The organism is Streptomyces sp. SL06 (assembly GCF_058244745.1).
This window is the reverse complement of record NZ_JBSYOT010000002.1, coordinates 7,037,998-7,062,789: the sequence shown is the minus strand read 5'-3', so window position 1 is coordinate 7,062,789 and position 24,792 is coordinate 7,037,998. Positions and strand designations below refer to the sequence as shown.

The 24,792-nt window shown below is 71.9% G+C and carries 23 protein-coding genes and 2 pseudogenes; 14 read left to right on the top strand and 11 right to left on the bottom strand.

Annotation, left to right across the window (positions count from 1 at the left end; genetic code table 11):
• Positions 1-19: 19 nt before the first annotated feature.
• Positions 20-1,264, top strand: coding sequence for a MaoC family dehydratase (locus tag AC4IHM_RS32265; RefSeq protein ID WP_490870499.1), 1,245 nt, complete (start codon positions 20-22; stop codon positions 1,262-1,264).
• Between the two features lie 106 nt (positions 1,265-1,370).
• Here the strand turns inward: AC4IHM_RS32265 and AC4IHM_RS32260 are convergent, their stop codons facing one another.
• The 5 genes and pseudogenes from AC4IHM_RS32260 to AC4IHM_RS32240 form a co-directional block, all read right to left on the bottom strand.
• The gene (locus AC4IHM_RS32260; RefSeq protein ID WP_490870498.1) at positions 1,371-1,769 is read right to left on the bottom strand and encodes a nuclear transport factor 2 family protein; all 399 of its coding nucleotides are present in this window, start codon (positions 1,767-1,769) and stop codon (positions 1,371-1,373) included.
• 67 nt (positions 1,770-1,836) lie between these two features.
• A pseudogene (locus tag AC4IHM_RS32255) lies at positions 1,837-2,032 on the bottom strand (ferredoxin).
• An 18-nt stretch (positions 2,033-2,050) separates the two neighbouring features.
• Positions 2,051-3,238, bottom strand: a complete 1,188-nt coding sequence (locus AC4IHM_RS32250) for an NAD(P)/FAD-dependent oxidoreductase (RefSeq protein ID WP_490870497.1) — start codon at positions 3,236-3,238, stop codon at positions 2,051-2,053.
• 164 nt (positions 3,239-3,402) lie between these two features.
• The gene (locus AC4IHM_RS32245; RefSeq protein WP_490870496.1) at positions 3,403-4,236 is read right to left on the bottom strand and encodes an NAD(P)/FAD-dependent oxidoreductase; all 834 of its coding nucleotides are present in this window, start codon (positions 4,234-4,236) and stop codon (positions 3,403-3,405) included.
• A 266-nt stretch (positions 4,237-4,502) separates the two neighbouring features.
• Positions 4,503-4,925 carry a MarR family winged helix-turn-helix transcriptional regulator gene (locus AC4IHM_RS32240; protein WP_490870495.1) on the bottom strand — a complete coding sequence of 141 codons (423 nt, stop codon included), beginning with the start codon at positions 4,923-4,925 and terminating at the stop codon, positions 4,503-4,505.
• Positions 4,926-5,100: 175 nt separating this feature from the next.
• On the opposite strand from AC4IHM_RS32240, the gene eno reads away from it, so the two are divergent.
• Positions 5,101-6,387 (top strand): phosphopyruvate hydratase, encoded by a 1,287-nt coding sequence (eno, locus tag AC4IHM_RS32235; RefSeq protein ID WP_490870494.1) that lies wholly within the window; start codon positions 5,101-5,103, stop codon positions 6,385-6,387.
• A 49-nt stretch (positions 6,388-6,436) separates the two neighbouring features.
• On the opposite strand, the gene AC4IHM_RS32230 is transcribed toward eno, so the two are convergent.
• Positions 6,437-7,186 carry an SDR family oxidoreductase gene (locus AC4IHM_RS32230; RefSeq protein ID WP_490870493.1) on the bottom strand — a complete coding sequence of 250 codons (750 nt, stop codon included), beginning with the start codon at positions 7,184-7,186 and terminating at the stop codon, positions 6,437-6,439.
• Between the two features lie 186 nt (positions 7,187-7,372).
• Between AC4IHM_RS32230 and AC4IHM_RS32225 the strand changes: the two genes are divergently transcribed.
• Both AC4IHM_RS32225 and AC4IHM_RS32220 read left to right on the top strand, forming a co-directional pair.
• Positions 7,373-8,302 carry a DUF4232 domain-containing protein gene (locus AC4IHM_RS32225; RefSeq protein WP_490870492.1) on the top strand — a complete coding sequence of 310 codons (930 nt, stop codon included), beginning with the start codon at positions 7,373-7,375 and terminating at the stop codon, positions 8,300-8,302.
• Between the two features lie 352 nt (positions 8,303-8,654).
• A complete protein-coding gene (locus AC4IHM_RS32220; RefSeq protein WP_490870491.1) occupies positions 8,655-9,887 on the top strand; it encodes a Gfo/Idh/MocA family protein in 1,233 nt (410 codons plus the stop codon).
• Between the two features lie 18 nt (positions 9,888-9,905).
• Here the strand turns inward: AC4IHM_RS32220 and AC4IHM_RS32215 are convergent, their stop codons facing one another.
• Positions 9,906-10,595, bottom strand: coding sequence for a TetR/AcrR family transcriptional regulator (locus AC4IHM_RS32215; RefSeq protein ID WP_490870490.1), 690 nt, complete (start codon positions 10,593-10,595; stop codon positions 9,906-9,908).
• An 86-nt stretch (positions 10,596-10,681) separates the two neighbouring features.
• Between AC4IHM_RS32215 and AC4IHM_RS32210 the strand changes: the two genes are divergently transcribed.
• Complete coding sequence (locus AC4IHM_RS32210; protein ID WP_490870489.1) at positions 10,682-11,845, top strand: FAD-dependent oxidoreductase; 1,164 nt, start codon at positions 10,682-10,684, stop codon at positions 11,843-11,845.
• 49 nt (positions 11,846-11,894) lie between these two features.
• On the opposite strand, the pseudogene AC4IHM_RS32205 reads toward AC4IHM_RS32210, so the two are convergent.
• Positions 11,895-12,359: pseudogene (locus tag AC4IHM_RS32205) on the bottom strand (DUF5994 family protein); the annotation flags it as partial.
• A 461-nt stretch (positions 12,360-12,820) separates the two neighbouring features.
• On the opposite strand from AC4IHM_RS32205, the gene AC4IHM_RS32200 reads away from it, so the two are divergent.
• From AC4IHM_RS32200 to AC4IHM_RS32160, 9 genes are all read left to right on the top strand, one after another.
• A complete protein-coding gene (locus AC4IHM_RS32200) occupies positions 12,821-14,125 on the top strand; it encodes an ice-binding family protein (protein ID WP_490870488.1) in 1,305 nt (434 codons plus the stop codon).
• Positions 14,126-14,363: 238 nt separating this feature from the next.
• On the top strand, positions 14,364-14,975 hold the full coding sequence (locus AC4IHM_RS32195) for a DUF5819 family protein (RefSeq protein ID WP_490871001.1): 612 nt from the start codon (positions 14,364-14,366) through the stop codon (positions 14,973-14,975).
• On the top strand, positions 14,965-16,041 hold the full coding sequence (locus AC4IHM_RS32190) for an HTTM domain-containing protein (protein ID WP_490870487.1): 1,077 nt from the start codon (positions 14,965-14,967) through the stop codon (positions 16,039-16,041). Before AC4IHM_RS32195 ends, AC4IHM_RS32190 begins: the two co-directional genes overlap by 11 nt.
• An 88-nt stretch (positions 16,042-16,129) precedes the next feature.
• A complete protein-coding gene (rpmF, locus tag AC4IHM_RS32185; protein ID WP_490870486.1) occupies positions 16,130-16,300 on the top strand; it encodes a 50S ribosomal protein L32 in 171 nt (56 codons plus the stop codon).
• Between the two features lie 5 nt (positions 16,301-16,305).
• Entirely contained in the window at positions 16,306-17,484 is a 1,179-nt protein-coding gene (locus tag AC4IHM_RS32180) for a GTP-binding protein (protein ID WP_490870485.1), read from the top strand.
• A gap of 248 nt (positions 17,485-17,732) precedes the next feature.
• On the top strand, positions 17,733-18,485 hold the full coding sequence (locus AC4IHM_RS32175) for a (5-formylfuran-3-yl)methyl phosphate synthase (protein WP_490870484.1): 753 nt from the start codon (positions 17,733-17,735) through the stop codon (positions 18,483-18,485).
• 65 nt (positions 18,486-18,550) lie between these two features.
• Entirely contained in the window at positions 18,551-19,903 is a 1,353-nt protein-coding gene (locus AC4IHM_RS32170) for an aldehyde dehydrogenase family protein (RefSeq protein ID WP_490871000.1), read from the top strand.
• Positions 19,900-21,003 (top strand): NAD(P)-dependent alcohol dehydrogenase, encoded by a 1,104-nt coding sequence (locus AC4IHM_RS32165; protein WP_490870483.1) that lies wholly within the window; start codon positions 19,900-19,902, stop codon positions 21,001-21,003. Before AC4IHM_RS32170 ends, AC4IHM_RS32165 begins: the two co-directional genes overlap by 4 nt.
• Positions 21,004-21,073: 70 nt before the next feature.
• On the top strand, positions 21,074-21,976 hold the full coding sequence (locus tag AC4IHM_RS32160) for a class I SAM-dependent methyltransferase (protein WP_490870482.1): 903 nt from the start codon (positions 21,074-21,076) through the stop codon (positions 21,974-21,976).
• Positions 21,977-21,997: 21 nt separating this feature from the next.
• Here the strand turns inward: AC4IHM_RS32160 and AC4IHM_RS32155 are convergent, their stop codons facing one another.
• The 3 genes from AC4IHM_RS32155 to AC4IHM_RS32145 all read right to left on the bottom strand — a co-directional run bounded on the left by AC4IHM_RS32155 (position 21,998) and on the right by AC4IHM_RS32145 (position 24,774).
• Positions 21,998-22,567, bottom strand: coding sequence for a DUF4126 family protein (locus AC4IHM_RS32155; RefSeq protein WP_490870481.1), 570 nt, complete (start codon positions 22,565-22,567; stop codon positions 21,998-22,000).
• Complete coding sequence (locus AC4IHM_RS32150; RefSeq protein ID WP_490870480.1) at positions 22,564-23,031, bottom strand: hypothetical protein; 468 nt, start codon at positions 23,029-23,031, stop codon at positions 22,564-22,566. The genes AC4IHM_RS32155 and AC4IHM_RS32150 overlap by 4 nt, the downstream gene beginning before the upstream one ends.
• Positions 23,032-23,127: 96 nt before the next feature.
• On the bottom strand, positions 23,128-24,774 hold the full coding sequence (locus AC4IHM_RS32145; protein WP_490870479.1) for an amidohydrolase: 1,647 nt from the start codon (positions 24,772-24,774) through the stop codon (positions 23,128-23,130).
• Between the last annotated feature and the right edge of the window lie 18 nt (positions 24,775-24,792).

The window sequence follows — 24,792 nt, the reverse complement described above, 5'->3', positions numbered from 1 at the left end:
TCGACAGTACGCAGGAGGAATGGTGACCACTCAGACCGATCGTCCGGACTACGGCACCCTCACGGACGAGGCCGTCGAGCGCTCCCGCCGCCGCATCGGCGTGCCGCAGCGCCGGCTGCCACCGCACAACATCGAGGTGACCGCCGACGGGATACGGCACTTCGCACTCGGCTACGGCGACGACAACCCCCTGTGGTGCGATCCCGCCCATGGCCCGAAGACCCGCTGGGCCGGCACGATCGCACCGCCCAACTTCCTGTACACGATGGGCGAGAACGCCGTCGAGCCGGACGCGGCCGCCAAGGCGGTCCTCAAGGGCGACCCCTTCGCGGGACTCGGCGCCTACCAGGCGGTGATGGAGTTCGAGTACTACCGTCCGCTACGGCTGGGCGACCGCTGCTCGTGCCTGCGCTCCCAGGTCGGTGTCCGGGTCAAGCCCAGTTCCTTCGGCGGCCGGGCGGCCCATGTCACCAACGCCTTCCTCTTCGCCGACGGGGACGGACAGGTCGTCGCCGTCCAGCGGGGCACCTGGATCCACGCCGAACGGCACACCAGCGTGGAACGTGCGCGCGACAAGCCGGCGCTGTCCTTTCCCCCCTACGCGGACGCGGAGTTGGCGGAGATCGACGCCGCCTACGACGCGGAGGAGCGACGCGGGGCGCGCACCCGCTACTTCGAGGACGTGCGGATCGGTGAGGAGATCCAGCCACGGGTCAAGGGACCGCTCACGGTGACCGACGTGGTGGTCTGGCACGTGGGCTGGGGCATGCAGTTGACACCGCCCGGCGCGTTCGCGGTCGCCCGCCGAGTGCGCCGCAAGGCACCCGGGCTGTATCCGCCGAACGCCCGGAACATCCCGGACACCGTGCAACGGCTGCACTGGGAGCCCGAACGCGCCAAGGAACTCGGCATCCCCATGAGCTACGACTACGGAGGCATGCGCGAGACCTGGCTGACGCACGCCCTCACCGACTGGATGGGCGACGACGGCTGGCTGTTCAGACTCCGCTGCGAGCACCGGAAGTTCAACTACATCGGTGACACCACCTGGGTGCACGGGACGGTGGTGGACAAGGTGCGGACCGAAGGACGCAACGAGGTGCATCTGGAGGTGTCCTGCCGCAATCAGCGCGGCGAGGTCTCCACCCCCGGCCGCGCCGTGGTCCTGCTGCCCACCCGGGACGCCCCCGTGCACCTGCCGGAACCGCCGGCCGAGAGCCTGGGTGAACTGCTGGAGGTGGAGATCGCCCGGTCCGCCGGCTGACTCCGCCCGGTCTTCCCGGGAGCGTCACCAGGCTCCCGGGGAGACCCCTTTCCTGCCGAGGACCAACCGCCCCGGAGGTCGTTCGCGTCGGGGGTTCTGAGAGGTTCTAGGGGAAGAACGTCGTGACCCGCCTCTGGAACCGCCATTCGCCGCCGCGCCGCCGCAGCGTGTCGTCGTAGCGGCCGAGCAGCTGCACGGCCCAACCGGAGTCCCCCTTCTGGAAGAAGACCAGGTTGCTGGTGGCCGTCACCTCGTCCGGCCCCACCGGTGCGACCACCACATTGCCCACGAGGTGCAGTTGGGGCCGGGTGGGCGAGAACGCGGCGTACCCCTGCCGTATCGCGTCGTGGCCCTCGAAGACTCCCACACCGGCGATCTCCGCGACCGCGTCGGGCCAGAAGAGCTGGACCAGTTCGTCGATCCGGTCGGCGTCCAGGGCCTGCGCGTAGGCGGCGACGGCCCGCTGCACATGCGCGGCGACCGATTCCTCGGCTGCTGTGCTCATCATCGGCTCCAAGTCCAGAAGGGGGGTTGGGAGGGGAACAGGTCGACGGGGCGGCCGGCGAGCGGTGTCACTCCTGTATGCGGATGGCCAGCGCCGGGCACATGGCGGCCGCGTTGCGGAACGTCTTCCGCGAGTTCCTCCGGCGGGTTCTCGTTCAGCAGGATGACGATGCCGTCCTCCTCGCGCTGGTCGAACACGTCCGGGGCGGCGGCCACGCACTGACCGGCCGCACAGCACTCTTCCTCGTCGATGAGCACCTTCATGAGATCTCTCCTGTTCGTTCAGGGGGTCGCGGCCGCGGTCAGGAGGGCGTCCAGGACCTCCTTGCGGCGCATGCGCGCCTGCTTGGGCATGTTCCAGCCGAGCACTCCGGTCACCACTCCCTCGCGGGTGTACCGGGCGACGAACCGCCGGCCCGCCGCCTCACCCTCGACGACCTCGGCCTCGGCGTCCGAGGGCAGCAGCCCGTACACCTGGAGCTTCGCGTCGAACTGGTCGGTCCAGAAGTAGGGCACGGGCACGTACGGCACGTTGTCGCCGAGGATCACTCGGGCGACGGCGAGTGCCTGCTCGGTGGCGTTCGTCCGGTTCTCCAGCCGGACCAGCCGGCCGTACCCCTCGTGGTGGAAGCGGGCCACGTCACCGGTCGCGTAGATCCCCTCCGCGGCACGGCAACGAGCGTCGCACACCACTCCGTTGTCCAGGGTGAGTCCGCTGTCCGCCAGCCACTCCGTCGCCGGGGAGGCACCGATGGCGACGACGACCGCGTCGGCGGGAAGCGTCTCGCCGGTGGCGAGTTGCACGCCGGTCACCCGTCCGCCTTCGCCGGCCAGTCCCGCGACACCGGAGCCGAGCCGGAGCCGCACTCCACGCTCTCGGTGCAGGTCCGCCAGCAACTCGGAGACCACGGGCCCCACTTGCAGGGCCATCGGGGCCGAAAGCGGACCGGCGAGGGTCACCTCAAGCCCCAGCGTGCGCGCGGTTGCCGCGATCTCGGACCCGAGCACGCCCTCGCCGACCACCACCAGCCGCGCGCCGGGACGCAGTTCCTCCTTCAGGGCCAGCGTGTCGTCGAGGCCGCGCAGCACGTGCACCCCGCGCAGGCCGTCCTGACCGGGCAGGGTGCGTGCCCTGACACCGGTGGCGATCACCACCGCGTCCGCGGACAGCTCGCGCCCGGACTCCGTGCGCACGGTCCTGTTCTCCGCGTCCAGGCAGACCGCCGCGTCACCGAGGACGAGGTCGACGTCCAGGCCGGAGAGGATCTGCGGTGTCCGCAGGGTCGCCCGCTGCGGCTCCCACGCGCCGGAGAGGACCTGCTTGGACAGGGGCGGCCGGTCGTACGGCGGGTGCGGCTCTGCGCCGACCATGCCGATCTCTCCCTGGTACCCCTTGCGGCGCAGGGCCTCCACCACGGTGAGTCCGGACGCCGAGGCGCCCACCACCAGGAGACGGCCGGGGGCGGTCACGCTCGGGCCTCGTCGGTCGCCGGCCGAGGGGGCGGCCGCTCCTCGCTGTCCGGGAAAACGTGCTCGCTGCTCATGGATGACTCCCTGACTGCCTTGGCGCGGTTGCCGGAAACAGGCGTGATTGTCGTGAGTACCGCTTCACGAGGCGCGCGCGAAGGCGCGGGTCACAGGGCGTTCTCCGCTTCGGAGAAGACGATTCCCGCGAATTCGTCGTGCGTGGTCACGGTGACCAGTCTGCGCAGTCGCGGCCACCCGGACGACGTGGGCGAGGGCTGGAATCGTCCGCCGTCGGTCATCGCCCCCGCGGCGCCCACCAGGTTGGTCCACCCGTCCTCCGCCTCAAGTGCCGTCTCGACCACCGCGCAGCCGCGGTCCCGTGCGGCCACGAGGGCGCTGGTGACGAAGTCCACCTGCTCGTCCGCGCAGCCGGGGGGCTCCGTGGGCACGCCGTGCGGACCGCCGGGGAAGAAGAAGTTGGGGAAGCCCGCGGTCATGACACCGAGATAGGTGCGCGGACCGTCCGCCCAGTACCCCTCTAGGGCGAAGCCGTCGCGGCCCCGCACCGCGAGCCGCGGCAGCGCGTCACGCCTTTCCCGGACGGAGTCCTGGCCGCCGCCCGCCTCGCGTGCTCCGGTGCCGACCGGTCGTCGCCGCACCGGAAGGACACCCGTGGTGGCGATGAGGAAGCGTGTGCGGTACTCGGTGGCGTCGTCGGTCGCCACCACCCAGGTCCCGGTCGGGTCGTCGTACGTCGCCGAGACGACGCGGGCGCAGGGCCGGATACCGCGGTTCGTGTGCCGGGTCCTGTCGGCTCCGAGGCCGGCTTCGAGAAGTACCGCGTGGAAACCGGACTCCCGAGCCCGGTCGAGCTGGTACAGACCTGTCATCCCGGCGCCGATCACCAACACGTCAGCTGTGTATGGGGAGTGCGCCGCGGGCCCGTCCTCGCGGGCGGCGCTCACGGCCGCCAGGCTCGGGGCGTTTTTCAGCATGCTCAAGGAACCCTCCATATGCCAGGCAATCGCCCACCACTGTGTGGGCCGGAGGTTGTACCGATCGATCGATGAAACGATTGACACATTAACGGACCCCTGCGAGGGCGGGCAATGCCCGGAACGCAGGCGAATCGCGTATATGTCGGCACCGGCCCGGGGCCGCCGACGAGCCCTCCGCGAGGAGCCGGCAAGGGGCCCCGGAGGGGATGTCGGGCGACCTGTCGCCACGGTGCGTGCAATGGTCCGGGCGGAAGCCCGGCAGGGCTCCGCTAGCGTGCGGCGAGCCGCTCCAGCAGGGCGGCGCTCCGCGTCAGCACCGACCGCTCCTCGTCCGTGAGTTCGGCCTCGATGGCCTGCGCGAGCCAACCGGCCCTGCGCCCCCGCTCCGCTTCGAGCGCGGCCCGGCCCGCGTCCGACAGCTCGACCAGCGACTTGCGGCCGTCCGTGGGGTGCGCCCGGCGCGTGACCAGGTCCTGCTCCATGAGCAGTCCCACCGCTCGGGCCATCGACTGGGGGCGTACGCGCTGGTCGGCGGCGAGGTCGCTGGTGGTCATGGCGCCGTTGCGGTCGAGTGCGCCGAGCACGGCGACCTGGCCCAGCGGGATGTGGTCCTCGTGCTTGACGCGTCGGGTGAGCTTGCCCATCGCGGTGCGCAGTTCGGCGGCGATGGCGGCGGCATCCGGGGTGGGCATAGGGCACTTTACCCCGCTGACCGGCCAAGCTGCGCACCTGACCTGCACAGCGACTCTGCACAGCAAAACTGCACAGTCAAACTGAGCAGTATTGCTGTATGTTTGGGCTCGTCGGGCTCAGCGCCAGCGCTGTCGCAGCCGGGGCCACGGCATACGACAACGGGAAGGAACTCCCATGTCCGCGAAGACAGTCGAAACCGTCACCGCCCGCCGGATCATCGACAGCCGGGGCAACCCCACGGTCGAGGTCGACGTCGTCCTGACGGACGGTTCCCTGGGGCGCGCGGCCGTCCCCTCCGGTGCCTCCACCGGTGCCCGGGAGGCCGTGGAACTGCGCGACGGGGACCCCGCGCGCTGGCACGGCAGGGGCGTCGACCGGGCGCTCGCCCATGTCAACGGGGAGATCGCGGCGTTCGTGCACGGCCGGGACGCGGCCGACCAGGCGGGCATCGACGCGGCGCTGATCGCTCTCGACGGCACCGCCACGAAGTCCCGGCTCGGCGCCAACGCGATCCTCGGCGTCTCCCTCGCCACGGCCAGGGCCGCCGCGGCGGCCCACCGCCTGCCCCTCCACCGCTACCTCGGCGGCGCCGACGCCCGCCTCCTGCCGCTGCCGATGATGAACATCGTCAACGGCGGCGCCCACGCCGACAACCCGCTGGATTTCCAGGAGTTCATGATCGCGCCCGTGGGCGCGGACAGCTTCGCCGAGGCCGTGCGCATGGGCAGCGAGGTCTTCCACACCCTGCGCCGCGAGCTGCTGGCCGCCGGGCATTCCACGGGCGTCGGCGACGAGGGCGGCTTCGCGCCCGCGCTGCGCACCGCCGAGGAGGCACTGGACTTCGTGACGACCGCCATCGAGCGCACCGGCTACCGTCCAGGCGCGGACATCGCCCTGGTCATGGACCCGGCGTCGTCAGAGTTCTTCCGCGACGGTGTGTACGACTACGCGGGCGAGGGAGTGCGCCGCACCCCTTCCGAGCACGCCGACCACCTGGTCAAGCTCATCGACGCCTATCCGGTCGTCTCCGTCGAGGATCCGATGGCGGAGAACGACCTGGACGGCTGGCGCGAGCTGACCGCCCGCGTCGGCGACCGCTGCCAGCTCACCGGCGACGACGTGTTCTGCACCAACGTGACGCTGCTGCGCGAGGGCATCCGCACCGGCGTCGGCAACTCGGTCCTGGTCAAGGTCAATCAGATCGGAACCCTGACCGAGGCGCTGGCCGCGGTGGTGACGGCCCACCAGGCGGGCTGGACGGCCGTCATGTCGCACCGTTCGGGCGAGACGGAGGACACCACCATCGCAGATCTGGCGGTCGCGACCGGATGCGGCCAGATCAAGACCGGCTCGCTCTCCCGCTCCGACCGCACCGCGAAGTACAACCGACTGATCCGGATCGAGGAGGAGTTGGGCGGCTCGGCACGCTACGCGGGCGGCTCAGCACTGCGTCGGGCGTGAGGGAACCGGGCGAAGGACTCGCCCGCGTCCGGCGCGAGCGGGAGTGCCCTCAGCGAGTGGTGTACCCGCCGTTGGGGAACAGCGTCTGGCCGGTGAACCACCAGCCCTCGGTGGCGAGGAAACGGATGATCGGGGCGATGTCCTCGATGTGGGTGAGCCGATCGCCCATCGCCTGGGACTTGTGGAACTCCACCCGCTCCGGGGTCTCCTGGGGATAGAAGAACGGCGTGTCCATCGGTCCCGGTGCCACGGTGTTCACGGAGATGCCGCGGTCGGCGAACTCCTTGGCCGCGGCCCGGGTGAAGTGCTCCAGGGGCGCCTTGCTGCCCGCGTAGGTGGAATAGCCGTCGGTGAAGGCCGCCAGCAGGGAGGTCCCGAGGCTGATGATCTTCCCGTGGTCGTTCAGCCTGCGGCCCGCCTCCTGGATGAAGAAGTACGCCGCCTTGGCGTTGATGCCGAACATCCGGTCGTACTCGTCCTCGGTGGTCTCCAGGATCGGCTTGCGCAGCACCATCCCGGTGGTGTTCACCGCGACATCCACACCGCCGTAGGCGTCGACCGCCGCCTCGAAGAGCGCGCGCACGTCCACGACCCGGGTCAGGTCTCCCCGCACCGCGACGGCCTGTCCGCCGGCGCTCTCGATCTCCTTCACGGTCTGCCGCGCCTCGTCCTCCCCACGGTGGTAGTGCGCCACCACCTTGGCGCCCTCCGCTGCGAAGTTCCGGCTGAGCAGTCCGCCCAGGTTCTTCTCGCCGCCGCCGATCAGGACGACCTTGTCCCGCAGTGCTGTCTCCGCCATTGCGCGCTCCCTCCAAAGGGCTTCGGCGACCGTGATGATCACCTCTGTCATCACCAACACTAGACGGACATATCAGACAATACTCAGCGAAACCCTCCGGTCGCGTCACGGCCGGTTCATGCGGACGAACCTCTACGGCATGTCCTGCCGCGCCCCGCACGGCACGCGGCCTGACGAAATGACCGGATGCGCAACTCCACCGCCCTGCTGGCGGCCCTCGCCGCGACCACTTCGCTGCTCACCGCCTGCGGGACGCAGAGCACGCGGACCGAGAACGCCCCCGTGTCCCCGCCCTCCTCCACACAGGCCGACGATCCTGGCCGGGACGGCGTCCGCATCACCTCGCTGACCCTCCCGTCGGCCTCTCCCTCGCCCTCTCCCTCCCGCAGTTACTCCGTCTCCGCCGACAGCCTCACCGTCGGAACGGACTCGGGGATCTCCGCCACCTACGAGGTCACGAACGAGGGCGCCGAAGCACTGACCTACTCGGTCGTCCTCACCTTCACGGGCGCGGACGGCGGGGCCGTCGTGAACCGGACCGCGACCGTGCGCGACATCGGTCCCGGCAAGACGGTGCGGGGCACGGTCCGGGCCGGCGAACTGCCGCCCGCGGTACCGCGGATCACGCAGGTCAGGATACTGAAAGTGACCAAGGTCCCCGCGAGCGAGGCACCGGCCGGCGCCGGCACGTGCCCCGCCTCGGGGATCCGGGTCAGCGCGGACCAGGGGGACGCGGCCATGGGTCTGCGGGTCGTGGGCCTGCGTCTGGACAACTGCGGCACCCGTGACTACACCGTCGAGGGCTACCCGCTGCTGGAACTCCTCGACGGCGACTTCCAGCCCGTCGACGGCATCGAGATCCTCGACGGCAGCGGCGGGATCACCACCGGCGCCGGACCCGACGAGGCGCCCCGGGCGGTCACGCTCGGGCCCGGGGAGTCGGCGACCGCAAGTCTGGTCTGGCGCAACACCACCGGGTCCGGCACGGCGGTGAACGTGCCCCACGTCCGGGTCCGGGCCAAGGCCGGCGCCGTTCCGGTCACGGTGACCCCCGAACTCGACCTGGGAACCACGGGAAGGCTCGGAGTGCGGCCCTGGCAGCAGGCGGAGGGCTGATGCCGGGCGGCGGACGCAGGCCGCGAGGAGGCGTACCGGACCGGACCGCGGGTCGTCCGTGAGGCGGCGGGGCGCCGTTGCCGCCCTCCCCGGGCCCGGCCGACCGGCTGCGCCGAGGTCGGCCTCACCACGGCCGTCGTACCCGGAACGGAGCGGCGGTGTCCGATCGCCTGAACCCGGCACCGCCGCCCGCACCGTACCGAGTCAGTAAACTCCACGGCATCACCCAGCGGCCCGCACAGCCACCCCCGCGGGGAGTGCCCGGCACGGCGCCCGGCGGAACAGACCCGTCCGACCCCACCGCGGCACTCTGCCCCGGAATCCAGGCGGGCGGGAACGAAAGGACAGTTCAGTGAGCCACCGTGACCGGACACCGGGACCGGAACTGCGGGTCGGAGTGGTCGGCGTCGGCCAGCGCGCGCCCTTGGCCGCGCTGGCGAACCGTTCGGGTGCGGCCCGGGTCGTCTCGTGCGCCGACCCGGATCCGAGGGGTCGGGCCGACGCCCTGGAGCTGTTCGGGCCCGGGGTGGCGCTGCACGAGCGGTACGAGGAGATGGCCGACGACGGCTTGGACGCCGTGTTCGTCCTCACGCCCGACTACGTGCACACGCGGCCCGCGCTGTTCTTCCTGGCCGCCGGGGTCCCGGTGTTCGTGGAGAAGCCCCTCGCGATCACCGTCGAGGACTGCGACGCGCTGCTGGAGGCCGCGTACCGCTCCCGCACCCGCCTGTACGTGGGCCACAACCTGCGCCATCTCCCGGTGCTGCGGCGGATGCGGGCGCTGATCGACGACGGCGCGACAGGGCGGGTGCGCGCGGTGTGGTGCCGCCACTTCGTCGGGGACGGCGGGGACTACTACTTCAAGGACTGGCACGCGGAGCGGGCCAACACCACGGGGCTGCTCCTGCAGAAGGGCGCGCACGACCTCGACGTGATCCACTGGCTCGCCGGGGGCTGTTCCAGGAGTGTCGTCGCGCAGGGCGCCCTGTCGGTCTACGGCGACAACCCGAGGCGCGGGGCCGACGATCCGGCGCCGGCCGGCGGGCGCATGCCCGACTGGTTCGACCGGGAGGTCTGGCCGCCGTCCGCCCTGCGGGAGCTGAACCCCGTCGTCGATGTCGAGGACATCAGCATGATGCTGTCCCGCCTGGACAACGGCGTACTCGCCAGCTACCAGCAGTGCCACTTCACGCCGGACTACTGGCGCAACTACACCGTGATCGGGGACGAGGGCCGGCTGGAGAACTTCGGCGACGGCATCGACGGCGACCCCGCGACGATCCAGGTGTGGAACGGGCGCCGCTCCGGCTACCGGCGCGATGCCGACCTCACCGTCCCCGTCGCCACACCGTCCGAGGACGACCACGGCGGCGCCGACCGGGCGCTGGTCGACGAGTTCCTCCGCTTCGCCGCCGCCGGAGGGCCCACGGAGACCTCCCCGGTGGCCGCCCGGGAGGCGGTCGCCGCCGCGGTCGCCGCGACCACCTCGCTGCGCACCGGCGGCACACCGGTCGACGTGAGCGCGCCGCCGACCGCGATCACCGACTACTTCCGAGAGCACCAGCCGGCGCGGCCGCGGGACTGACGGCGGACGGTTCCTGTCCTACTTCGGTGACTGAGGCCGGCGGGCGGCGAGGATGCCCGTCACGAAGAAGTCGATGCCGGCGAGGAACTGCTCGCGGTCGTCGTGTCCGGGCAGTTGCGCGGCCACCCGGCGCACGAAGGGGAACCGCTCGGGGTCGAGCCGTGCCCACTGTTCGGCGACCGAGCCGAGGAAGGCCCCGCGATCCGTCCCGTCCGCGTGCAGGCGGCCGTTCGCGGCGTTCTGCCCCGCGACGCCGAGGACGTGGTTCACAAGCACGGACGTGGATTCGAACAGCATCGGCTCGGGCACGCCGAGCGCCTCCAGCTGACTGCCGAGGCCCTCGAATATCCGCGGAATCGCCGCCAGCCACGGTGCGCGGAAGAGCTGGGCGCCCACCCACGGGTGCGCGTCGATCGCGTCGAACACTCCCAGGGCTATGGCCCGGATCGTCTCCCGCGGGTCCGCGTCACGGGCCACGTCCGTCACGACGCGGGCGACGACGTCGTCGGTGGCCGCCGCGAGCAGTTCGTCCTTGTTGGCGACGTGCCAGTAGATCGCCCCGCTGCCGGTGGACAGCCGCGCCGCGAGGGCGCGGAAGGTCAGCGACCTCTCGCCCCCCGCGTCGAGCATCTCGATCGCGGCCTCGACGATGCGCTCCTTGGACAGCGCGTGGGTGCGCCGAGGCGCCTGTTGCGGTCTGCTCGCCATGAGGTCCAGTTTGACACGCCTGGAACATTGTTCCAACCTGGAGTCGTGGAACAACGTTCCAGACTCATACCTCGGAAGGAATCCCCATGACGACCTCCATACCCTCTGTCACGATCATCGGTGCGGGCCTCGGCGGCCTGACGCTCGCCCGCGTCCTGCACGTCCACGGCATCGCCGCGACGGTCTACGAGGCCGATCCCTCGGCCACCGCACGCCCCCAGGGCGGACAGCTCGACATCCACGCGCAGGACGGGCAGCGTGCCCTCGCGGACGCCGGTCTCACCGAGGAGTTCCTCGCGATCATCCACGAGGGCGCCGACGCGGCCCGCGTACTGGGCCGGGACGGCAGGCTGCTCCTCGACATCCCGGGTGACGACGCGATGGCCCGCCCCGAGGTCGCGCGCGGCGATCTGCGCCGGATTCTCCTCGACTCCCTGCCCGAGGGGACGGTCCGGTGGGGGCGCAAGGTCTCCGGCGTGCGCTCCGTGGGCGACGGCCGTCACGAGGTGGCGTTCACCGACGGCACCACCGTCACCAGCGACCTTCTCGTGGGTGCCGACGGCGCCTGGTCCAAGGTCAGGCCGCTGCTCTCGGACGCGGTGCCCGCCTACACCGGCACGACCTTCGTCGAGACCTACCTGCACGACGTGGACCGGAGCCACGCCGCCACCGCCGCCGCCGTCGGCAGGGGCGCCATGTCCGCGTTCGCCCCCGGCAAGGGCATCGTGGCCCACCGTGAGGCGGGGAACGCCCTGCACACCTACGTCGAGCTGAACCGTTCCGCCCGGTGGATCGCCGACATCGACTTCACCGACCCGGCCGCCGCGCGCACCCGGATCGCCGCCGAGTTCGAGGGCTGGGCACCCGAACTCACCGCCCTGATAACCGACGGCGAGACCTCCCCCGTCGCCCGTATGATCCACACCCTCCCCGCCGGGCACAGCTGGGACCGCGTCCCCGGGGTGACGCTCGTCGGCGACGCCGCGCACCTCATGCCGCCCTCCGGCGACGGCGCGAACCTCGCCATGTACGACGGTGCCGAACTCGGCAAGGCGATCGCCGCCCACCCCGGGGACACCGAAGCCGGCCTCGCCGCCTACGAACAGGACATGTTCCCGCGCAGCGCCCGCTTCCACGAGGACGCCCTCGAGATCGTCGACATCTGCCTCGGCGCCGACGCCCCCAAGAGTTTCATCGACTTCCTCACCGGCGGCCCCGAGCAGATGCACGAGGCGCCGGGCCTGGCCTGAGACACACCCGCACCGGCGGCGCCTCCCGCCGCCACGCTCACTCGCCCCGCGCCGCAGTCGGCGGGCGGGCGGCCTCCGCCATCAGCGCGCTCGCGGTCGACACGCCCAGCGGGTCACTCGCGGCGGCCATCAGCCACGCGGCCGAGGCAGGAGGTGTCGCCGGCGGAACCACCAGCAGGTTCCAGCGGCCCACGCGGTACGAGAGCAGCAACAGCTCGTGCGGGTCCTGCTCGGCCAGGAACCAGCCGACCTTCACCACACGGCCGGTGACGGCCACCTTGCGCGGGACGACCGGCCAGTGGGTCGGATTCACCGTGACCCGGGTGACCCGCCCCCACAACGGGTCGAGCAGGGCCAGCAGCCCGGGGAGTTCGGCCGCGAGATCACGGGAGCGCGGCCACCAGGCACCGTCCAGCAGAGCGGGCGCGGAACCGACGGGAGCCAGCGACACACGGGGAGGCGGGGCGGAAGACCGGTCCTCGGACGTCGGCGGGAGAGAAATGGTCGCTGTCATGACGCGGACCCTGCCCTGGGCCGGCAACGACCGGCCCGGTGTCATCAATCGCCGAAAACGACACCGGCGTGGAAGCCGGTGTGCGAAATATCCCCGGTACCCGGAGCATACTCCTCGGACAATCCGACGAGGACCGTGGCCCGGCATCCGAAAGCCCGTCACCGGACCGGCCACCGTGACACCCCCGTCCGTGCCTCGCGGATCTCCACTCACAGCCTTCGAAAGCGGCCATCCCTTTTGGCCGATCGGGTAATCGAGACTGCCGCTTCACTTCATCCTATATATGGAATGAAGAAGACTTTCCTGCATCGGAGTACCGAACTCCCAATTATTCACGACCCGCTTCTCAATCAATACGGCCCGGGTGGATATCTGCGTAATATGCCGCCCATGCTCAAGGCCCCGGGCAGGCGAAAAGGCCCGGCAGGCCACGGCCCCCTCCCACAGGAAATGGCCTCTCGATGAAGCTGAAAATTCCCCAGGCGGCCAGACGCCGCACTGTGACCGGATGGCTGACCACGGGCGTCGCCGCGGCGGTTGCCGCCGTGATGGTCGCCGTCGTGCCGACTCCGGCGCAGGCAATCGCAACACCCGTCCCCCTGGGCACGGCCGGCGCGTTCTCGGTTCTGGCCGGTTCCGAGGTCACCAACACCGGTCCCTCACTGCTCAGTCAGGACCTCGGGGTGAGCCCGGGAACGGCCATCTCGGGCTTCCCGCCCGGCCAGGTGCTCGGTGCGGTGCACTCGGCGGACCAGGTGGCCGACGTCGCCAAGAGCGACCTGGTCACGGCCTACAACAACGCCGCGAGCCAGGCCACGGACTTCGCCCTCGCGGCCGGAATCGGCAACGGCGACACCCTGCTTCCGGGCGTCTACACCGCTTCGTCCGGTGTCGGGCTCACGGGTGACCTCATCCTGGACGCCGGCGGGGACCCGGACGCCGTCTGGGTCTTCCAGATTCCCGAGGCCCTGACGACGGCCTCCTCCAGCAGGGTGCTGCTCACCAACGGCGCCTCCGCCTGCAACGTGTACTGGCAGATCGGTAGTTCGGCCACTCTCGGCACCACGTCCACCTTCGTGGGCACCCTCATGGCGCTGACCTCGATCAGCGTGACCACGGGGACGAACATCGAGGGCCGGGCGCTGGCCCGCAACGGTGCCGTGACGCTCGACGACAACAGGATCTTCCCGGGCACCTGCTCCACCACGACCACCGGGACCACCACCGGCACGACCACCGGCACGACGACCGGAACCACCACCGGCACCACGACCGGCACGACGACCGGAACCACCACCGGCACCACGACCGGCACGACCACGGGCACGACCACGGGCACGACGGTCGGTACCACCACTGGTACGACCACCGGCACCACCGTGGGCCTGATCGGCGGCGGCCTCCTGGGCGGGCCGATCGTCACCGGCGGCGGCACCGTGGGCAACACCGCGGGCAACACCGCAGGAAACACCGGCGGGAACAACGTCACCACCGGAAACACGTCGGGCAACACCGCCGGGAACGCCACCGGCGGCCACGGCGGCAAGCCCGGTGGCGGCCACGGCCACGACCACGGCGGCAAGCCCGGCGGTGACCACGGCAACGGCCACGACCACGGCGGCAAGCCGGGCAAGGGCCACGGCGAAGCTCCCGGCAAGCCGGACCACGGCTACGGCATGGACTCCGAAGAGTTCCCCGGCAACTACGGCTACGGGGACGCGCCGAAGCCCGCCGAGCACGAGGGCCACAAGGGTCACCAGGGCTAGGCAGTCCAGGCTGCGATGAGTCCCTCATCGGATCACGGCGCGTGGCGGAATCACCTCGATTCCGCCACGCGCCGCCAGTGCGTGTCCACAAAATCACCGATCGCGAATGACAGAGAAGAAGGCAGGGTGGGCGGTGTCGAGCCGAATCGAACCGGCGGACGTGAAGGAATGCGAGCGGTCCGAATCCGATCCGCCGCGAGAATTCCGCGGTGAATCAGATACATCCGGACGGCGAGCCATGGGCGCACGCGCGCTGAGCGCGGGACTGCGCGCGGCCGTTTTCCTCTGTCTGGCCACCACATTGGTCCACGTCTTCCTCGTCTTCCTTCATGTGGCTCCCCCCAACCCCGTATCCAGGCGGTACAGCCAGCAGATCGACGCATGGGTCTACCCCCTCTTCGAACAGAACTGGCGGCTCTTCGCGCCCAACCCCGACTCCGTCAACCGGCAGGTGTGGGCGAGAACCGCGCGTTCCGGGCCCGACGGAGCGATGCGGGTCAGCCCGTGGTTCGACCTGACGGCCGTGGACACCGACGCCGTCAAGCACCAGGTGTTTCCCAGCCACACCGCACAGAACATGCTGCGCCGCGCCTGGTCCTCCTATACCGAAACACACGGTAAGGACGACACGGCGGGCTCGGAACGGGCCGTGATGATCCAGAAGTATGTGAACAACATCGCCTCGGACCGCGTCGCCGGGCATCGCGGCGACGGCGACTTCGACTTCGTTCAGCTTCGCGTCGTCACCCTGCCCGTCGCGGCGCCCGGCTCCGCCGCCGCAGACCGCCCGCCGACACCCGTCGAAAACCGGCTTCTGCCCTGGTGGAAGGTGACCTCTCATGGGAAGTGAGCGAATGCGGCGGTTCACCGCCACGGCGGCCGAGCTTGTCACGGGCCGACCGGTGTCCCTGTACGCCACGTCGGTGCTGCGCATCGGCTACGGACTGCTCTATCTGGTCTTCCTGCTGCGTGAGTTCCCGCACCGCAACGAGATCTGGGGACCCGGCTCCCCCTGGACACCCGCGCTGGCCGCGCAACTCTTCGACCAGACGGGCTGGTACAGCTTCCTGCTCCTGTCGGACAGCCGTGCCTACTTCGAGCTGTGCTACGTGGTGGCTCTCGCGGTGTCCGCGCTGTTCATGCTCGGCTGGCGGACCCGGGCCATGTCCGTCCTGTTCGCCGTCGTGGTGACCTCGTTCCACTCGCGGTCGATCTTCATGACGGACGGGGGTGACAACCTGGTCCTGCTGATGTCCCTCTACCTCGTGCTCACCGCGTGCGGCCGGCGCTGGTCCCTGGACGCGCGCCGAGCGCGGCGCAGGGCAGCCGGCACATCGGACCGGGCGAAGAGTCGCACGGCGACCGCGCGGCAACTCCGGGCCGCCCGCACCACCCTGACCACCGTCGTCCACAACTGCGGCGTGTTCGTCATCGCGGCGCAGGTCTGCTTCCTCTACGGCTCGGCCGGTCTGTACAAGGTCCAGGGCTCGTACTGGGCCGACGGCACGGCACTCCACTACGTGCTGCACCTCGAACTCTTCCAGCCCTGGCCGGCGCTCTCCCACTTGCTCGACCAGTACCCGCTCGCGATCGCGGCGATCAGCTACCTGACCGTCCTGACCCAGGTCGCCTTCCCCTTCGTCCTGTTCGGAAGGCTCAAGTACCCCGTTCTCGTACTCCTGCTGGGCATGCACCTCGGCATCGCGGTGCTGCTGGGGCTGCCGGTCTTCTCCGGCGCCATGATCATCGCGGATGCGGTGTTCCTGCCCGACCGCTTCTACGCCTCCCTGCCCCGCCCGCGACGGTTCGGCGTACGGCTGCCGAGGCCCCGCGAGGAAGCGGGGAGCAAGCCGTCGGCCGGTTCCGGAGCTTCACTGGCGGCGGCTTCCGGGGAGGGCGCGGGGGCGGCGGGGTGAGGGCGGCCCGCTCCGCCTTTTGAGAATGGGTACCGTTTTCATGTAGCGTGAGGCGCCGTTCACCTCGCCCCTCATCAGGAGACATGCCATGGCCGTACCCAAGCGGAAGATGTCCCGCAGCAACACCCGGCACCGCCGCGCCCAGTGGAAGGCGACGCCGCCCCGGCTCGTGCCGGTCACCGTCGACGGCGTGCGCCATCTCGTACCGCAGCGGCTCGCCAAGGCCTACCGGCGCGGTCTGCTGCGCCCCGAGGGCTGACCGGCATGACCGAACGGCTGCCGGTCACCGTCCTGTCGGGCTTCCTCGGCGCGGGCAAGACCACCGTGCTCAACCATGTGCTGAGCAACCGCGAGGGCCTGCGCGTCGCAGTGATCGTCAACGACATGAGCGAGATCAACATCGACGCCGCGCTCGTGCGCGGCGGCGGTGCCGCCCTGTCGCGAACCGAGGAACGCCTCGTCGAGATGACCAACGGCTGCATCTGCTGCACCCTTCGGGACGATCTGCTCGAAGAGATCGACCGCCTCGCCCGCGCGGGCCGCTTCGACTATCTGCTCATCGAGTCGAGTGGCATCTCCGAACCGATGCCGGTCGCCGCTACCTTCGCGTTCCCGCGCGACGACGGCGCCACCCTCGACGACCTCGCCCGGCTGGACACCATGGTCACGGTCGTCGACGCCGCCAACTTCCTGCGCGAGCTGGAGGGCGGGGACGGGCTCGCCGAGCGCGGGCTCGACCAGTACGAGGACGACGAGCGCACGGTCAGCGATCTGCTCATGGACCAGATCGAGTTCGCGGACGTCATCGTGGTCAACAAGCTCGACCTCGTCGACGAGGAGCGGGGCGCGCGGCTGGGGGCCGCCCTGACCCGGCTCAATCCGGCGGCCCGGATCGTCCCGGCCCGGCACGGCCGCGTGGATCCCGCGCAGCTCCTCGGCACCGGCCTCTTCGACCTGGAGCGCGCCCAGCAGGCGCCCGGCTGGGTGATGGAGCTGAACGGCGACCATGTGCCGGAGACCGAGGAGTACGGGATCTCCAGCACGGTCTTCCGCTCCGGCCGGCCCTTCCACCCCGGCCGTCTGTGGACGTTCGTCACCGAGCGGCTCGACAGCGGCGCCTTCGGACAGGTGCTGCGCTCCAAGGGCTTCTTCCTTCTGGCCACCCGCCCCCGGGTGACCGGCCTGTGGTCGCAGGCCGGATCCGTCGCCCGCTTCGAGCCCTCCGGTGCCCGGGACGCGGACGCGCCCCAGGGCCAGGAACTCGTGTTCATCGGCACCGGGTTGCGCGCCGACCGCCTGCACACCGCGCTCGCCGGCTGCCTGCTCGCGGAGGGCGAGACACCGCCGTCCGACGACCCCTTCCCCGCCTGGGACACGTACGGCGCCGGCGAGGACACGTGCGAACACGAGCACGCGCACCCCGCACTCGTGCCGCTGCCCTGAGACGGGCCCCGCAGCGCGCCGTCGTCCGGGCGGGAACGAGGCGAGCCGGCGCGCCGCGAGGCTCTTCGAGCCGGAGTGGACGGCGCGACGCGGGGGGCGTGGACACCCCGGAACAGTGATTCGTTCGAGACTCCTCACGCCCTGCCGGGGGGCCGCGGGCCGCGGAGATGATGAGCCGACCGCACATGATCCCGCGGCTTGATCCGCCCGCCCCTTGTCGGGTGGACACCCGGTGGAAGGAGTCCACGTTGTTGCTTCTCATCTCCCCGGACAGCGTCGAGGAGGCCCTCGCCTGCGCGAAGGCGGCGGAACACCTCGACATCGTCGACGTGAAGAAACCCGACGAGGGCTCCCTCGGCGCCAACTTCCCGTGGGTCATCAGGGAGATCCGGGCCTCGGTCCCGGCGGACAAACCGGTGTCGGCCACCGTGGGCGACGTACCGTACAAGCCCGGCACGGTGGCCCAGGCGGCGCTCGGCGCGGCCGTCTCCGGCGCCACGTACATCAAGGTCGGTCTGTACGGATGCACGACGCCCGAACAGGCCGTCGAGGTCATGCGAGGGGTCGTCCGGGCGGTCAAGGACTATCGGGCGGACGCGTTCGTGGTGGCCTCGGGTTACGCCGACGCCCATCGGATCGGCTGCGTCAACCCGCTCGCGCTGCCCGAGATCGCCCGCCGTTCCGGCTCCGACGCGGCCATGCTCGACACCGCGGTCAAGGACGGCTCGGGGCTGTTCGACCACGTTCCGCCCGCCGGCTGCGCGGAGTTCGTCCGGCTGGCCCACGAGGCCGGTCTGCTCGCCGCCCTGGCCGGCAGCGTCAAGGCGCAGGACCTCGGTGAGCTGACCCGTATCGGCACGGACATCGTGGGAGTGCGTGGGGCGGTGTGCGCGGGCGGCGACCGGAACACCGGCAGCATTCAGCCGCCTCTGGTGGCGGCCTTCCGCGCGGAGATGGACCGGCACGCCCGCGATCACGCGGCCGTCGCCGCCGCGGGTTGACCGCGGGAGGGGGCACGGGCCGGGACCGTCGGGCGGCCGGCGGCCGCGGGACGGGCGTCGCCGTCATCGATCCGGCGACGGGCGAGGTCTTCGACGACGCCCCCGACCAGTCGCCCGACGAACTGGACGCCGTCGTCGACCGGGCCCGCGAGGCCTGGCGCGGCTGGCGGGCCGATCCGGTGGCCCGTGCCTCGGCGTTGCTCGCGGCGGCCGACGCCGTGGAGGCGGCCGGGGCCGACCTCGCCCCGCTTCTCACCCGTGAGCAGGGAAAGCCGCTGTCCGAGTCGTACGCGGAGATCGACCGCACCGCGGCCCGCCTGCGGTACTTCGCCGAACTGGGGGCCAGGACCCGGCCGATCACGGACGGCCGGCCGGTGCGCAGCGAGATCCGCTGGAGACCGCTCGGGGTCGTCGCCGCCGTCGTCCCCTGGAACCTGCCGCTCCAGCTGGCGTCGGCGAAGATCGCCCCCGCCCTCGCCGCGGGCAACACGATGGTGCTCAAGCCCTCGCCCTTCACACCCCTTGCGACCCGGCTGCTGGGCTCCGTCCTGTCCGGGGTCCTGCCCGCCGGCGTACTGACGATCGTCACCGGTCACGAGCCGCTCGGCGCCCGTCTCGTGTCCCATCCGGGGATCCGGCACGTGAACTTCACCGGTTCGGTCCCCACCGGACGGGCCGTCGCGCGGGGCGCGGCCGACTCGTTCGCCCGGGTCACCCTGGAGCTGGGCGGGAACGACGCGGCCATTGTGCTGGACGACGTGGAGGTGGAGCGCATCGCGGACCGGCTGTTCTGGGCGGCGTTCCGCAACTGCGGCCAGGTCTGCATGGCGGTCAAGCGGGTCTACGCCCCGGCCCGGCTGTACTCCGAGGTGGTCCAGGCCCTCGCGCACCGCGCGGAGTCCACCGTGGTCGGAGCCGGGCTCGCCCCGGGCTCGCAGCTCGGTCCGGTCAACAACGCCGCTCAACTGGCCCGGGTCGAGCGGTACACGGCCCGAGCCCTGTCGGACGGTGGCCGTGCGGTGGCCGGCGGCCGGCGGCTGGAGGGGCCGGGCTACTTCTTCGCGCCGACGATCCTGGCCGATGTCCCCGCGCACAGCCCGGTGGTGACCGAGGAGCAGTTCGGTCCGGTCCTGCCGGTGCTGCCGTACCGCGGTCTCGACGAGGCGGTCCGGGCGGCCAACGACACGGGCTTCGGGCTGGGCGGCTCGGTGTGGGGGACCGACCTCGACCGGGCGGAGGCGGTGGCCGACCGGCTGGAGTGCGGGACGGCGTGGATCAACCACCACGCCGAACTGTCCCTCGCCCAGCCCTTCGCGGGCGTCAAGGAGAGCGGTGTCGGCGTGGCGGGCGGACCGTGGGGGCTCTACGGCTATCTCAGACCGTTCGTCGTGCACCGCCCGCTGGAGGCGGGTCGATGAGGTTCGGTGCGGCGGTACTGCGCTCGTACGACGGCCCGTTCGCCCTTGAGGAGGTGAGTCTCGACGGCGGGCCGGCCGAGGGCGAGGTGCTGGTCAGGGTCGCGGGGTGCGGGATGTGCCGGACCGACCTCGCGGTACGGCGTTCGGCGGGCCGCTCACCGCTGCCCGCGGTGCTCGGCCACGAGGGGGCGGGGGCCGTGGTGGAGACGGGCGGGCCGGGCACCGGCCTGAGCGTCGGTGACCATGTCGTGCTGAGCTTCGACTCCTGCGGACACTGCCCGACCTGCGTGGGCGCGGCCCCGGCCTACTGCGATTCCTTCGCCTCCCTCAACCTCTTCGGGGGGCGCGGGGAGAACGCGGGGCGGTTCACCGACGCGGCCGGGGGCGCGTTGGCGCCCCGGTGGTTCGGACAGTCCTCGTTCGCGCAGTACGCGATGGTCCCGGCCCGCAACGCCGTCCGGGTCGACCGCTCGCTGCCCCTGGAGCTGCTCGGACCGCTCGGCTGCGGCTTCCTCACCGGTGCGGGAGCGGTCCTCAACTCCTTCCGCGCCGGGCCGGGGGACACGGTGGCGGTGTTCGGCGCGGGAGCGGTGGGGCTGGCCGCGGTGATGGCGGCCACGGCCGCCGGGGCGCTGGCCGTGGCCGTCGACCGGCACGCGGAACGGCTGGCCCTCGCCGAGCGGCTGCACGCGATCCCGCTGCACGGCGCGGCGGACCGCCTGCCCGAACGCATCCGGCAGCTGACCGACGGCGGCGCCCGGTACGCGCTGGACACCACGGGTTCCGCCCGGCTGATCAACGAGGCGCTCAGGGCCCTGCGCCCCACCGGCCGCCTCGGCCTGGTGGCCCGGCTGCACACCGCGCTGCCGATCGAACCGGGGGCACTGGACCGGGGGCGCGGGATCTCCCACATCTGCGAGGGGGACGCGGTACCCGGGCTGCTGATTCCGCGACTGACCGGCCTGTGGCAGGCCGGTCTGTTTCCCTTCGACCGGCTGATCCGCACCTACCCGCTCGCCGACATCAACGAGGCCGAACGCGACTGCGACGCGGGGCGCGTGGTCAAACCCGTACTGCTTCCCGAGGGCGGGAGCCGATGAGCGAGGTGCTCACGCCCTCCGCCCGCGCGGCGAATTGAGTCGGGGTCCTTACTTTCACGAGGGAGAACACATGACGGACACGGCGCATCGCGACATCGAACTGGAGGGCGTGGAAGGGGGTGTGGGCCTGACGGCGCTGCTGGTCGCCGCGGCACGGGCGATCGAGACCCACCGCGACGACTGCCTGGCGCGGGACGTCTACGCGGAGCACTTCGTGCGCGCGGCACCGGCGTGCGCGGACTGGCCGACCCGTGTTCAACAGGTGCCGGACGGGGACGCGGACCCGTTGTGGGGACGGTTCGCGCGCTACTTCGGCCTGCGCACGCGGGTCCTCGACGACTTCCTCCTGGAGTCGGTGCACGCGGGAGACGTGCGTCAAGTGGTGTTGCTCGGGGCAGGGTTGGACACCCGGGCGTTCCGGCTCGACTGGCCCGCCGGCTGCGTGGTCTTCGAGGTCGACAGGCCGGGCGTGCTGGCGTTCAAGCACGGTGTGCTCGGTGGGCTGTCGGCCACCGCGAGGGCGGCGCGGGTACCGGTCGCGGTCGATCTGCGGGACGACTGGGTCGCGGCGCTGACCGGCGCCGGTTTCGACACGCGCGCGCCCAGCGTCTGGCTGGCGGAAGGACTGCTGTTCTATCTGCCCAGCGCCGCCGAGACATATCTCATCGGCACGGTGGACCGGTTGGCCGCCAGGGGAAGCTCACTGGCGTTCGAGGTCAAGCTCGAAAAGGACTTGATGGAGTACCGCGACAGCCCGCTCTACACCGCCACGAAGCGCCGGCTCGGCATCGACCTGCTCGGCCTGTTCAGTGGGGAGCCCCGGCCCGACTCGGCGGGTGATCTGGCGGACAGGGGCTGGTCGACATCGGTCCGCACTCCTTTCGACTTCAGCCGCCTGCACGGGCGCGGGCCGCTGCCCGAGCCCAACGACGCGCTGGAGGGCAACCGTTGGGCGTTCGCGAGCAAACCGTAGCCTCGGTGGGCGTGCCGGGTGTCACCGGGGCCGGGTCACCGAGCCGGTCTCGTGCGGGTCGGGTGGGCCGGCCGGGTGGCGTGGCCCGTCGTCGTCCGTCCGGTGGGTGTGCCGTCGGCCGGGGGCGCACGCGGCCAGGGCCAGCCCGGCCGTCACGACGTCCTCCAGTGCGGCGGCGACCGCGTCGCTGTGGAGCACCGGCCGGGCGGTACGACGCCAGTGGGCCCCGGCGAAGGCGAAGGCCACGGCGGCCGAGGCCGCGACCGCCGCCGCGGCCGACGGCGGGAGGCCGGCCCGGCGCCGCTGAGTGAGCACCGTGCCGGCCAGCGCGCCGAACAGGACGCGCGGGACCAGCCCTTGGGCGTTGAGCCGGGTGGGGGTGAGCGGCGACTTGTCCGCGACGAACTCCGCCGCGGCGGCCGAGGCGGTGATGCCCCGGGTCCACGGCCGTGTCAGCAGCTTCCCGGCCCCTGTGGGACCGCCCGCGGCGGGCGTGCTCCACGACAGGGCCGCGATGCCCCACTGGCTGCGCAGCCCGGTGGCGGCACCGATGAGCCCGGCCCTGGCCAGGGCCTCGACCGCCGGTTTCACGGCCGGCGCTCCGTCGCCGTGAGGAGACCGTACGTGACCAGTCCGTAGACCAGGTGCGGTACGGCGTCCGAGGCCCAGTCCCCGGCCGACCAGCCGGCCGGATCGCTCACCTTGAGGCGGGCGATCGGCAGGTCGGTGGCGGCCATGGCCAGCGCGCCGGTGACCACACCGCCCAGCCACACCGGCATGCGTACGCCGACGCGGCGCAGCAGGGACACGGCCGCTCCGGTGCCGGCGCCGACGGCGATGCCGGACAGGGCGCCGAGGCCGGTGAGACGGTTGTCCCGGCTGCTGCCCGAGCCGGGTACCGGGTGCCCCGCCTCCGTGGCCAGCCGGTCCACGACGTGGGCGGGTACCTCGCTGGCGGGGCGCCCCCGCCAGGCCATGTCCGCGTAGGTGACGGCGTTGAGTACGGTCGTCCCGGCGGCGCCCGCGGCGCCGCCGCGCAGGATGCTCTGGATCATGCCGGGCCGGGTTCCCCGCCGTACCCGCCCGAATCACGGGCCGGGCCGTCGATGTCGTACCGCCCGCGCCCGGCTCGACCGTGCGGAAGGGGCCGGTCAGCCCAGTGCGCCGGCGTCGTGGACCACATTGCCGCCGATCACCGTCGCCCCGACGGACAGCGTGTCGATCCGCCTCGGGTCGACGGCCAGCAGGTCGTCCGAGAGGACGGCGAAGTCCGCCAGCATGCCGCGGGCGAGCCGTCCCTTGCGGTCCTCGGCGTGCTCGGCGTAGGCGGAGCCCACCGTGTAGGCGTACAGCGCCTGTTCGGTGGTGACCGCCTCGGCGGGGGCCAGCGGGGCGCCCGCGGCGGTGCGCCGGTTGACCATGTCGTGGATGCCGAGCAGGGGGCTGCCGTGCGCGACCGGGGCGTCGCTGCTGCCGGGCAGGACGGCTCCGGCGTCCAGCAGGCTGCGCATGCGGTAGCAGCGGGCGGCGCGCTCGGGTCCCAGCGCGGCGATCATGCCGTCGCCGATCTCGGAGACGAAGCGCCCCTGCGGCACGGGGACGACGCCGTTGTCGGCCAGGCGGCGTACCTGCTTGTCGGAGGCGACGGCGAAGTGCTCGATGCGGTGGCGCGCGTCCGGGCGCGGATGTGCGGCCTGGGCGGCTTCGAAGGCGTCCAGGACGACGTCGATGGCGGCGTCGCCGATCGCGTGGGCGGCGACCTGCCAGCCGCACCGGTGCGCCTCGGTGATCATGTACCGCAGGCGGTCCTCGTCGAACAGCAGGAAGCCGGAGTTGTCGGGCTCGTCGTGGTAGCCGCAGCACATGTGCGCGGAGCGGCCGATGAGGGAGCCGTCCGTGGCTATCTTGGTGGCTCCGATCTTCAGGCGGTCGTCGCCGAAGCCGCTGCGCAGGCCCGTGTCGAGCCCGAACCAGGTGTCGCCGCCGCCAACGTCCCCCGCGTCGTGCAGGACGGTCATGTAGGGCATGACCGTGGTCCGGATGGTCAGCGCGCCCACCTCCACGGCGCGGTGGAAGGCGTGCAGGTCGGCCGGACCGTGCCCGACGCGGTCGGCCGCGGCGATCCCCGGTTCGGTGAGGCTGGTGATGCCCTCCGTGACGCCCTTGTCGTTGCCGGCCGCGATGGCGGCGACGACGGAGTCCACGGGGGTGGGCCGGAACGCCCGGGTGACCAGGTGCTGGGCCGTTTCCTGGAGCAGGCCGGCCGCCCGGCCGTCCGGGGCGCGTTCGACGTGTCCGCCGTCGACGTCGGGGACGCCGAGCCGGTCGGTGAAGCCGGCGCGGGCGAAGGCCGCGGTGTTGGCCACGCCCATGTGGCAGGAGACGTGCTCCAGCCACACCGGGCGCCCCAGCGCCGCCTCGTCCAGGGCCTCGGCCGTGGGGTGGGCGCCGATCTTGTTCTGGTCGTAGCCGGCGCCGAAGAGCCACTCGTCGGGGCCCAGGCGGGCGGCCCGTTCGCGTACCGCGGCGTAGAGGGCGTCGAGGGTGGGGACGGTCCCGGTGTGCAGGTCGAGCTGGAGGAGCCGGCGGCCGCGCATGCTCAGGTGCTGGTGGGCGTCGTTGAAGCCGGGGACCGCCGGGGCGCCGCGCAGGTCGTGGACGCGGTCGGCGGCATATCCGGCGACCTCGTCGTCGAGGCCGACGACGCGCCCCCCGAGGACGCCGATGGTGTGGGCGGTGGGGCGGTCCGCGTCGAGCGTGGTGAAGCGGCCGTTGGTGAACAGTGCGTCCAGGTGCATGGGGGTCCTTGCGAAGGG

Bases quoted from the DNA above. Each gene is read 5' to 3' on its own strand.
- AC4IHM_RS32265 (WP_490870499.1), top strand. From the start codon at position 20: ATGGTGACCACTCAGACCGATCGTCCGGACTACGGCACCCTCACGGAC.
- AC4IHM_RS32260 (WP_490870498.1), bottom strand. From the start codon at position 1,769: ATGAGCACAGCAGCCGAGGAATCGGTCGCCGCGCATGTGCAGCGGGCC.
- AC4IHM_RS32240 (WP_490870495.1), bottom strand. From the start codon at position 4,925: ATGCCCACCCCGGATGCCGCCGCCATCGCCGCCGAACTGCGCACCGCG.
- eno (WP_490870494.1), top strand. From the start codon at position 5,101: ATGTCCGCGAAGACAGTCGAAACCGTCACCGCCCGCCGGATCATCGAC.
- AC4IHM_RS32230 (WP_490870493.1), bottom strand. From the start codon at position 7,186: ATGGCGGAGACAGCACTGCGGGACAAGGTCGTCCTGATCGGCGGCGGC.
- AC4IHM_RS32225 (WP_490870492.1), top strand. From the start codon at position 7,373: ATGCGCAACTCCACCGCCCTGCTGGCGGCCCTCGCCGCGACCACTTCG.
- AC4IHM_RS32215 (WP_490870490.1), bottom strand. From the start codon at position 10,595: ATGGCGAGCAGACCGCAACAGGCGCCTCGGCGCACCCACGCGCTGTCC.
- AC4IHM_RS32210 (WP_490870489.1), top strand. From the start codon at position 10,682: ATGACGACCTCCATACCCTCTGTCACGATCATCGGTGCGGGCCTCGGC.
- AC4IHM_RS32200 (WP_490870488.1), top strand. From the start codon at position 12,821: ATGAAGCTGAAAATTCCCCAGGCGGCCAGACGCCGCACTGTGACCGGA.
- AC4IHM_RS32195 (WP_490871001.1), top strand. From the start codon at position 14,364: ATGGGCGCACGCGCGCTGAGCGCGGGACTGCGCGCGGCCGTTTTCCTC.
- AC4IHM_RS32190 (WP_490870487.1), top strand. From the start codon at position 14,965: ATGGGAAGTGAGCGAATGCGGCGGTTCACCGCCACGGCGGCCGAGCTT.
- rpmF (WP_490870486.1), top strand. From the start codon at position 16,130: ATGGCCGTACCCAAGCGGAAGATGTCCCGCAGCAACACCCGGCACCGC.
- AC4IHM_RS32180 (WP_490870485.1), top strand. From the start codon at position 16,306: ATGACCGAACGGCTGCCGGTCACCGTCCTGTCGGGCTTCCTCGGCGCG.
- AC4IHM_RS32165 (WP_490870483.1), top strand. From the start codon at position 19,900: ATGAGGTTCGGTGCGGCGGTACTGCGCTCGTACGACGGCCCGTTCGCC.
- AC4IHM_RS32160 (WP_490870482.1), top strand. From the start codon at position 21,074: ATGACGGACACGGCGCATCGCGACATCGAACTGGAGGGCGTGGAAGGG.
- AC4IHM_RS32150 (WP_490870480.1), bottom strand. From the start codon at position 23,031: ATGATCCAGAGCATCCTGCGCGGCGGCGCCGCGGGCGCCGCCGGGACG.
- AC4IHM_RS32145 (WP_490870479.1), bottom strand. From the start codon at position 24,774: ATGCACCTGGACGCACTGTTCACCAACGGCCGCTTCACCACGCTCGAC.